Consider the following 7,437-nt stretch of genomic DNA (forward strand, 5'->3'; position numbering starts at 1 on the left):
GTGCGGCCGGTGGGCCGGCCGGGTGACGACGACGTCAAGGAGGCGGTGTGGCGGAGCCAGCGGGGGGCGGCAGGCCAGCCGCGGGCTCCGGTGCCGTGCCCGGCAAGGCGGAGGGGCGCCCGTGTACTGGACGTACTCGGGCGCCCCGACAACGCGGCGAGGTGCGGTGCGGTGCCGGGCAACGCGGGCCCGGCAAGATCCGAAAGAGACGACCTAGATGCCCGCGCCCGTGCGTCGCAGCACCCGCAGCGAGTCGGTGACGGAGATCTCCTCGAAGGCTCCGGAGGCGAGCGCCCGCAAGTAGATCCGGTACGGGGCCTGACCGCCGTCCGCCGGGTCAGGGAAGACGTCGTGGATGACGAGCGTGCCGCCCTTCGCGACATGCGGGGCCCAGCCCTCGTAGTCGCCGCTCGCGTGCTCGTCCGTGTGGCCGCCGTCGATGAAGACGAAGCCGAGCTTGCCGCCCCAGGCGGCCGCGACCTGCGGGGACCGGCCGACGATCGCGATCACGTGGTCCTCCAGCCCCGCCTTGTGGAGGGTCCGGCGGAAGGTGGGCAGGGTGTCCATCAGCCCGACCTCCGGGTCCACTACCGTCGGGTCGTGGTATTCCCAGCCCGGCTGCTGCTCCTCGCTGCCCCGGTGGTGGTCGACGGTGATCGCCGCCACGCCGGCCTCGCGGGCGGCATCGGCGAGCAGGATGGTGGAGCGGCCGCAGTACGTGCCGACCTCCAGCAGCGGCAGCCCGAGCGCACCGGCCGCGGTGGCCGCCTCGTACAGGGCGAGACCCTCCCGTACGGGCATGAACCCCTTGGCGGCCTCGAAGGCGGCGAGGGTCTCCGGCTTGGGCTGGGCGGCCATGGTGTTCCTCCTGCTGAGCGACGTGTGGCGGCCCATGCTGCCTTACCCGTCGGTAGGGCGCTACGGCCGGGTGCGCTCGTACGCCGCTGCCCGGTCAGCGGCCGAACAGCCGGGCCAGGCCACCCGTCCCGCCGGTCCCTTCCGCCCGCCGCTGCTCCCGTACGGCACGCCGGAAGTCCGCCCGGGTGTCGGAGACCTCCTGGGCCGGCCCCTGCATGCCGGAGAGGAAGGGGAGCCGGTGCAGCAGCAGGTTCATGTGGGTCAGGGCGGCCGCCGGATCGCCCGCCTCGCCGATGGTGCGCAGCACACGGTGGGCCACCTCCGGATCGCCGCGCTCGGCGAGTTCGGCGAGGTTCGGGAAGAGCCGCCGGTACAGGAGCGCGGCGCCGGTGACGTCGCCGACCAGCCAGGCGTCGTGGGCGAGCCTGCGCCGCACGTCCAGCAGGACAGGACTGTCGGCGGTCAGAGCCCACTCCAGGTCGGGCAGCAGCGCCCCCAGCCAGGCACGCTCGCTCAGCGCGCGCTCCCGGCTGCGCGCGTCCCACTGGCCGTCACGGGCGTGGGCGCCCCGGTGCATGCCGTGAGGTGCTGGGCGAGCAGCTCGTGCATCTCGCACGCCCCGGCGAAGGGGCGGGTGCCGGTCACCAGCTCCATGAGGACGCAGCCCAGGGCGTACAGGTCGGCCCGCCCGTCCACGGGCACACCGTTCGCCCCGCCGGTCCACCGCTCGGGCGCCATGTACGGGAACGAGCCGATGACCATGCCGGTGGCCGTCAGCCCCGTCGTGGTGGCGCCGTCGCTGCCGCCCCCGGCCTTGGCGATGCCGAAGTCGAGCACCTTCGTCACCCCGCCGTCGGTGACCATCACATTGGCGGGCTTCACGTCCCGGTGGACGATCCCGGCGGCGTGGGCAGCCCCCAGCGCGTCCGCGATGCGTCCGGCCCACTCCAGTGCGTCCGCGAGCGGCGGTACGCCGGCTTCCAGCACGTCGGCCAGGCTACGGCCCCGGAGCAGCTCCATGACGAGGTAGACGGCGTCGCGCCCGTCGCGCTCGGTGCGGCCGAAGTCGTGGATGGTGGCGATGTTGGGGTGCGCGAGGTTCCCGGCGAGGCTGGCCTCGCGCTCGAAGCGCCGCGTGTCCTCGGGCGTCTGCGGATATCCGATCTTGACGGCGACCTGCCGCCCCACCCGACTGTCCTCGGCCCGCCACACCTCGCCGAAACCGCCCTGGCCCAGCAACTCCTCCAGCGCGTACCGCTCTTCGATCTCTTCCCGCACGTTCGCATTATGGCCGACCGTGCCGAAGGGTTACCGATTCCGACCGGACGGTGACCACTTGAACGATCCCGCCCCCCTGTCCGTGGGGGGCCTGATTACGCTCGGCGACAGCGGCATGAACGCCGAACAGCGTGAACTTGGGGGTGACCTCCTCATGGTCAAGATCCGCGAGCTCGATCCCAGCGCTTCGCCGCTGGACTACTACGGCTACGAACTGCGGCGGCTGAGAGAGGCCGCCGGCCTGAAGCAGGCGCAGTTGGGCGAGATCATCTACTGCACGGGTTCGCTGATCGGCCAGATCGAGACGACGAAGCGGGTCCCGACGCGGGACTTCTCGGAGCGGGTGGACGCGGCGCTGGGCACCGGCGGGGTGTTCTCGCGGCTGGTGGGGCTGGTGCTGCGGAGTGTGCTGCCGACGTGGTTCCAGCCGTACGCGGAGATGGAGGCACGGGCCTCCTACATCTCCACCTATCAGGCGCAGTTGGTCTACGGGCTGCTGCAGACGCCCGCCTACGCGCGGGCCGTGCTCGGGGTGCGGACCGAGGGGGACCTTGACGCGAAGGTGGCCGCCCGGATGGATCGGCAGCGGATCCTCGACCGCGAAGACCCGCCACTGATGTGGGTGGTGATGAGCGAGGCCGTGCTGCACCAGGAGGTCGGTGGTCGCGAGGTCATGCGGAACCAGCTCGCCCATTTGCTGGAGCTGCAGAGGAGGGAGTGGGTGAAGGTGCAGGTCCTGCCGTTCGAGTCGGGCGCCCATGCGGGGCAGATGGGCTCGTTCACCGTCCTGCGGTTCGAGGACGACCCCGACATCGTCTACACCGAGGACTTCGTGCAGGGCCATATGACGGCCAATCCGCCCGCTCTCAGGGAGGGTTCGCTCCGATACGATCATTTGCAGGCAGCCGCCCTGTCCCTGGAGGGCTCGGCGGCACGGATCGCCCGCGTAATGGAGGAGCGTTATGGACACCAGCCAGAACCTGACGGGCGCGCAGTGGCGTAAGTCCTCGTACAGCGGGGACACCGGCGGCGAGTGCGTGGAGTGCGCACCGCTCGGTGACACCGGCTGGCTCAAGGCCTCGTACAGCGGTGACACCGGCGGCGACTGCGTCGAGATCACCGCTCAGCCCTGCCTCGTCGCCGTCCGGGATTCCAAGAACCCCGGGGGTCCCGTCTTCACCGTCCAACCGGCCGCGTTCCAGGCCTTCCTGAGGTCCGTCTCGGTATGATCCGCTCCCTGACGACGGGGAGGGAGTCGGGGGGAAATGGAGCACGTGGGACCTTTCGGTCCGACGCACGTGGGGCCGTTCAAGGTGGCCGGCGTGCTCGGGCAGGGCGGTATGGGGCGGGTACTGCTGTGCGCCGGGCCTGACGGGCGGCTCGTCGCCGTCAAACAGGTGCTCGCGCACTTCGCCGACGACGAGGGCTTCCGGGCCCGCTTCCGGCGCGAGGTCGCGGCCTCGCGCAAGGTCTCCGGTGCCTATACGGCGGCCGTGATGGACGCCGACCCGGACGCCCCGACACCGTGGCTGGCGTCGGTCTTCGTGGCCGGGCCCTCGCTGGGAGCCGTGGTCAAGACGGACGGGGTGCTGGAGGAAGCCGTCGTCCACCGGCTGGCGGCGGGGCTGGCGTCGGCGCTCGTGGAGATCCACCGGGCGGGGCTGATCCACCGGGACCTCAAGCCCGACAACGTACTCCTCACCGAGGACGGCGTACGCGTCATCGACCTCGGCATCGCACGCGCCACCGAGGGCGAGGCCGACGCGGAACGCGACGCCGGGCTGACGCGCACCGGGTGGGTGATCGGGTCGCCGTCGTTCATGTCGCCCGAGCAGGCCGAGAGCAAGCCGCTGACCCCGGCGAGCGATGTGTTCTCGCTCGGCTCGATGCTGGTCATGGCGTTCACCGGCAGCAGCCCCTTCGCCGGGGCCTCGACCCTCCGGACGCTCTACGACGTGGTGCACTCCACCCCCGACCTGAGTGCGGTACCGGTCGGCCTGCGCGGGATCGTGGAGCGCTGCCTGGCCAAGGATCCGACCGCCCGGCCCACGCCGGCGCAGCTGCTCGAACTCCTCGGGCCGGTCGCTCCGGCCGGTCGGCAGTGGCCGGCTGCGGTGGACCGGATGCTGGCCGCGCAACGGGCCGACATCGACCGGCTGTTGTCCGGTGAGTCGGCGGACGTGGCGGTGCCGCAGGAATCGCTTCCCGATCCGGAGCCGGAGCCCGATCCGGAGCCGGAGCCGGAGCTCGCCTCCGAGCCCGAGGGGGAGGTGGAGCGTCCGGCCGAGGTCGCGGTGTCCGCCCCGCCCGCCGTTCCTCCCCGGCCGATGAGCCCGCCGACCGAGCCGTCGCCCACGCCACCGCGCAGGCGATCGCGGACCGTGGCGCTGGTGGCCGCCGGAGTGCTGGCGGCGACGGGTGCCGGTGTGGGGGCGTACGCCCTGGACCGGAAGGTGGAGGGTGCCGATGCCGCCGCCTACACCGACGCACCGGCCTGCCCGGAGGCGACCCGGCACATCCCGCTGACCGGGCGGGAGCCCCAAGAGGACTTCCACAGCGCGAGTGACTTCGAGGCGAAGACGATGTGCTCCTGGTACGAACCCACCTCCGACGAGTGGACCGCGATGGTCCGGTGGGAGGTCAAGCGGGGTAGTGGCGATGCCGCCAACGCGAAGCTCCAGCAGAGTGAGTTCGCCAAGGAGGCGGCAGCCGGGAAGAGGGTGAACAGCCTCGGATTCGGCGACGGGGCGTACTGGAGGACCGCCGACCCCGAGTGGACTTGTGATCTCTCCGTCCGGCACGGCAATCTGGTCGTCCGGGTCGGCCTCGCCCAGTCCGGGGCCTGCGAGCAGAAGGCCAAGGAGGTCGCCAAGGCCGCGCTGGCGGCCGCACCCGCCAAAAAATCCCGGTGAGGTCCTCCTACTGCTTCTCCTGCCGGCGTCGCACCATCTCGCCGATTCAGGCGGGCGCGAACGGGGACGTGCAGTTCGGGGGAGTCGCGGTCATGCCGGTGTGCGGGGCCGCTTCCGGTCGGGGTCGGTGACCCGCCTCAGCGGAACTCGTGGACCACCTGGATCTCGCCGACGATGTGGGCGTTGAAGTCGTCCAGCTCGTCGGCCGGAACCCAGAGTTCGAGGATCGTCCGCCCGCCCGCCTGCTGGACGGGGTACCGGCTCAAGAACTCCGAATCGACCTCGAAACGGGTGACGAAGCCGACGCCGCTGTGCTTCACGTTCCAGTCCCGCGCGATCCGGATCGCGTAGTCCTCGTTGAGGACCGGGTAGAAGATCGGCTGCTCGGGGAGCCGGGGCGGCCACGCACGCCAGTTCAGCTGCCGGACCAGATCCAGCTCCTCGGGGCCGGTGGGGCGCCACAGGGTCGTCGTTGTCTGCCGGCTGGTCATGTGCGTCGCTCTCGGAACGTTGCCCGCGTACGGCGGGTCGGGATGCCGGACGATACCGGCATCCCGAACGCGGGAGCCACGCGGTTTCCGCCCCGGCCGGCTCCGTCACCAGCAGCCGCCGGACGACCCTTTGCGGCTGTCTGACGTGGCACGTTTCGCGAGCTTCTTGTAGCAGGACAGGACGGCGGCCATGGCCGGAGCTCGGCTCTGCCCGTCGTTGCGGACCACGTACGGGATCTTGAGACCACGAGCAGTCCATGGCAGGCTCATGCCGCATGATCGATGAATTCGCGAAAGCGGACCTGCACGGGAGACTGAGGCGGGACCGCAGGGCGCTGCTCTGGAAACTCGACGGCTTGTCCGAATACGACGCCCGCCGACCTTTGACAGCGACCGGCACCAACCTCCTCGGCCTGGTCAAACATGTGGCCACCGTCGAGGCCAGGTACTTCGGCGAAGTCTTCGACCGCCCTTCCCCGGAACCGCTGTGCCGGTGGCAGGACTCCAACGGCAGCGATCTGTGGGCGACGGAGGACGAGACCCGCGATCAGATCATCGGGTTCTACCGGCGCACGTGGGAACACTCTGACGCGACGATCGACGAGCTTCCCCTCGACGCCCCCGGCCACGTGCCCTGGTGGCCGGAGCCCTATACCCACACCAACCTGTTCGCCATCATGGTCCATGTCCTCGGTGAGTCCATCCGGCATGCCGGGCACGCCGATATCCTGCGCGAGGGCCTCGACGGCCGGACCGGGTTGCGCGCCGAACACGAGCGGCAGATCGACGAAGAAGCCCGTGCGGCCCACTGCGCCAAGATCGAGCGGGCCGCCAGGTCGGCCGCACCGATCAAGGCTTAGAGGCCCGACCCGGTCGATCGCGGCAAGCAGGGCAGCAAGCCGCACGTGCCGTCCGATGCCCAGGGCATCCCGCTCGCCGTCGCCGTGTCCGGCGAACGCCCCGGTCGGCATCGCTGGACGGCCCTTACTTTCCGGTCGCCGCCTTCGCCGCGGACATGGTCTTCTGTTTGGCGAGCAGCGGCTCCGCCAGAGCGGCCGTATTCGACTCGATCAAGAACGTCTGATATTCGCTCTCGGCGCCGGACCATACGCCGATCAGGTTCACCTTCTGCTTGCACAGTACGTCGGCGAGCGCCACTTCCTTCTCGAGGGCTCCGGGGGTTGCGGCGCTGAATTCCTTGTCGTTTATCGCGGCGAGCGGGTCGGGATAGGTGTGACCGGATTCCTTCATGCACGTCGACCACGCCTCGGTCGCTTTCACCACCGCGGGCGCCTTCTGGGACTTCAGGTAGCTTTCCATGTTGAGCTTTTGGGGAAGGGTCAAGGCTCCCTGCAGATCGGCCTCGTGAAGTTCTCGCTGTGCCTGCCCCGCACACCCGCCGTCCGGTACGGGTACGCCGTTGTGCGTGGTGGCTTCGCCCGTGACGAGCGGCATGATTGCCGATGGGTAGTCTTCGGCCGTTTTCGCCATGTCTGGCACGTGGTATCCGTGCTGCTTCGCGAGTTCCGCATCGGCCAGGCCGTAGCGCCGCTCGTTCGTTTCGATATCGGCGCTTCCCCGCGCTTTCGGGGTATATGGGGCGCCCAGTCCGGCAAGGCACCGCTGCATGATGGAATCGCGCCCCCGCGCGAGTGTGTCCGCGTCGATCGTGGTCAGCAGGTAATCGTCCAGAGGCAGCTTGAGGGTCTTGCTGTCGTCGAGCCGCTGCGCCGTGGTCGGCGGTGGGGTATCGGCGGGGCCGGTGGCACCGGTCGAGCAGGCGGACAGGAGCGGGAGGAGGAACACCGCCATACCGGCACACGCTCTGGAGGAAGGGGTGGTCGAGTTCACTGGATTCCGGATTCCTCTACGGGTGGCAAGGAAGGGTGTTCCGCAGC

The 7,437-nt window shown here is 70.3% G+C and carries 10 protein-coding genes; 4 read left to right on the forward strand and 6 right to left on the reverse strand.

The features are described 5' to 3' along the window. Nucleotides 1-213 precede the first annotated feature (213 nt). From ACWGIU_RS23675 to ACWGIU_RS23685, 3 genes are all read right to left on the reverse strand, one after another. Nucleotides 214-858, reverse strand: a complete 645-nt coding sequence (locus ACWGIU_RS23675) for a class I SAM-dependent methyltransferase (protein ID WP_453708824.1) — start codon at nucleotides 856-858, stop codon at nucleotides 214-216. 94 nt (nucleotides 859-952) lie between these two features. Beyond that, nucleotides 953-1,435 (reverse strand): hypothetical protein, encoded by a 483-nt coding sequence (locus tag ACWGIU_RS23680; RefSeq protein ID WP_453708826.1) that lies wholly within the window; start codon nucleotides 1,433-1,435, stop codon nucleotides 953-955. Then, a complete protein-coding gene (locus ACWGIU_RS23685; RefSeq protein WP_453708828.1) occupies nucleotides 1,372-2,136 on the reverse strand; it encodes a serine/threonine-protein kinase in 765 nt (254 codons plus the stop codon). The genes ACWGIU_RS23680 and ACWGIU_RS23685 overlap by 64 nt, the downstream gene beginning before the upstream one ends. Before the next feature lie 154 nt (nucleotides 2,137-2,290). Between ACWGIU_RS23685 and ACWGIU_RS23690 the strand changes: the two genes are divergently transcribed. Genes ACWGIU_RS23690 through ACWGIU_RS23700 form a run of 3 tightly spaced genes read left to right on the forward strand, consistent with a single transcriptional unit; the run spans nucleotide 2,291 to nucleotide 5,048 of the window. Then, the gene (locus tag ACWGIU_RS23690) at nucleotides 2,291-3,139 is read left to right on the forward strand and encodes a helix-turn-helix domain-containing protein (RefSeq protein WP_453708841.1); all 849 of its coding nucleotides are present in this window, start codon (nucleotides 2,291-2,293) and stop codon (nucleotides 3,137-3,139) included. After that, the gene (locus ACWGIU_RS23695; RefSeq protein ID WP_453708830.1) at nucleotides 3,099-3,365 is read left to right on the forward strand and encodes a DUF397 domain-containing protein; all 267 of its coding nucleotides are present in this window, start codon (nucleotides 3,099-3,101) and stop codon (nucleotides 3,363-3,365) included. Before ACWGIU_RS23690 ends, ACWGIU_RS23695 begins: the two co-directional genes overlap by 41 nt. Nucleotides 3,366-3,401: 36 nt before the next feature. Next, nucleotides 3,402-5,048 carry a serine/threonine-protein kinase gene (locus ACWGIU_RS23700; protein ID WP_453708832.1) on the forward strand — a complete coding sequence of 549 codons (1,647 nt, stop codon included), beginning with the start codon at nucleotides 3,402-3,404 and terminating at the stop codon, nucleotides 5,046-5,048. A gap of 137 nt (nucleotides 5,049-5,185) precedes the next feature. On the opposite strand, the gene ACWGIU_RS23705 is transcribed toward ACWGIU_RS23700, so the two are convergent. Together ACWGIU_RS23705 and ACWGIU_RS23710 are read right to left on the reverse strand one after the other, a co-directional pair. Continuing rightward, on the reverse strand, nucleotides 5,186-5,539 hold the full coding sequence (locus ACWGIU_RS23705) for a hypothetical protein (RefSeq protein ID WP_453708833.1): 354 nt from the start codon (nucleotides 5,537-5,539) through the stop codon (nucleotides 5,186-5,188). Between the two features lie 105 nt (nucleotides 5,540-5,644). Next, on the reverse strand, nucleotides 5,645-5,809 hold the full coding sequence (locus ACWGIU_RS23710; protein ID WP_453708835.1) for a hypothetical protein: 165 nt from the start codon (nucleotides 5,807-5,809) through the stop codon (nucleotides 5,645-5,647). Nucleotides 5,810-5,814: 5 nt separating this feature from the next. Between ACWGIU_RS23710 and ACWGIU_RS23715 the strand changes: the two genes are divergently transcribed. Then, a complete protein-coding gene (locus ACWGIU_RS23715; RefSeq protein ID WP_453708837.1) occupies nucleotides 5,815-6,399 on the forward strand; it encodes a DinB family protein in 585 nt (194 codons plus the stop codon). Between the two features lie 124 nt (nucleotides 6,400-6,523). On the opposite strand, the gene ACWGIU_RS23720 is transcribed toward ACWGIU_RS23715, so the two are convergent. After that, entirely contained in the window at nucleotides 6,524-7,351 is an 828-nt protein-coding gene (locus tag ACWGIU_RS23720; RefSeq protein WP_453708839.1) for a hypothetical protein, read from the reverse strand. Nucleotides 7,352-7,437 lie beyond the last annotated feature (86 nt).

This window comes from Streptomyces sp. NPDC054840 (assembly GCF_053611065.1).

Bases quoted from the DNA above. Each gene is read 5' to 3' on its own strand.
- ACWGIU_RS23675 (WP_453708824.1), bottom strand. From the start codon at position 858: ATGGCCGCCCAGCCCAAGCCGGAGACCCTCGCCGCCTTCGAGGCCGCC.
- ACWGIU_RS23680 (WP_453708826.1), bottom strand. From the start codon at position 1,435: ATGCACCGGGGCGCCCACGCCCGTGACGGCCAGTGGGACGCGCGCAGC.
- ACWGIU_RS23690 (WP_453708841.1), top strand. From the start codon at position 2,291: ATGGTCAAGATCCGCGAGCTCGATCCCAGCGCTTCGCCGCTGGACTAC.
- ACWGIU_RS23695 (WP_453708830.1), top strand. From the start codon at position 3,099: ATGGACACCAGCCAGAACCTGACGGGCGCGCAGTGGCGTAAGTCCTCG.
- ACWGIU_RS23700 (WP_453708832.1), top strand. From the start codon at position 3,402: ATGGAGCACGTGGGACCTTTCGGTCCGACGCACGTGGGGCCGTTCAAG.
- ACWGIU_RS23705 (WP_453708833.1), bottom strand. From the start codon at position 5,539: ATGACCAGCCGGCAGACAACGACGACCCTGTGGCGCCCCACCGGCCCC.
- ACWGIU_RS23710 (WP_453708835.1), bottom strand. From the start codon at position 5,809: ATGAGCCTGCCATGGACTGCTCGTGGTCTCAAGATCCCGTACGTGGTC.
- ACWGIU_RS23715 (WP_453708837.1), top strand. From the start codon at position 5,815: ATGATCGATGAATTCGCGAAAGCGGACCTGCACGGGAGACTGAGGCGG.
- ACWGIU_RS23720 (WP_453708839.1), bottom strand. From the start codon at position 7,351: ATGGCGGTGTTCCTCCTCCCGCTCCTGTCCGCCTGCTCGACCGGTGCC.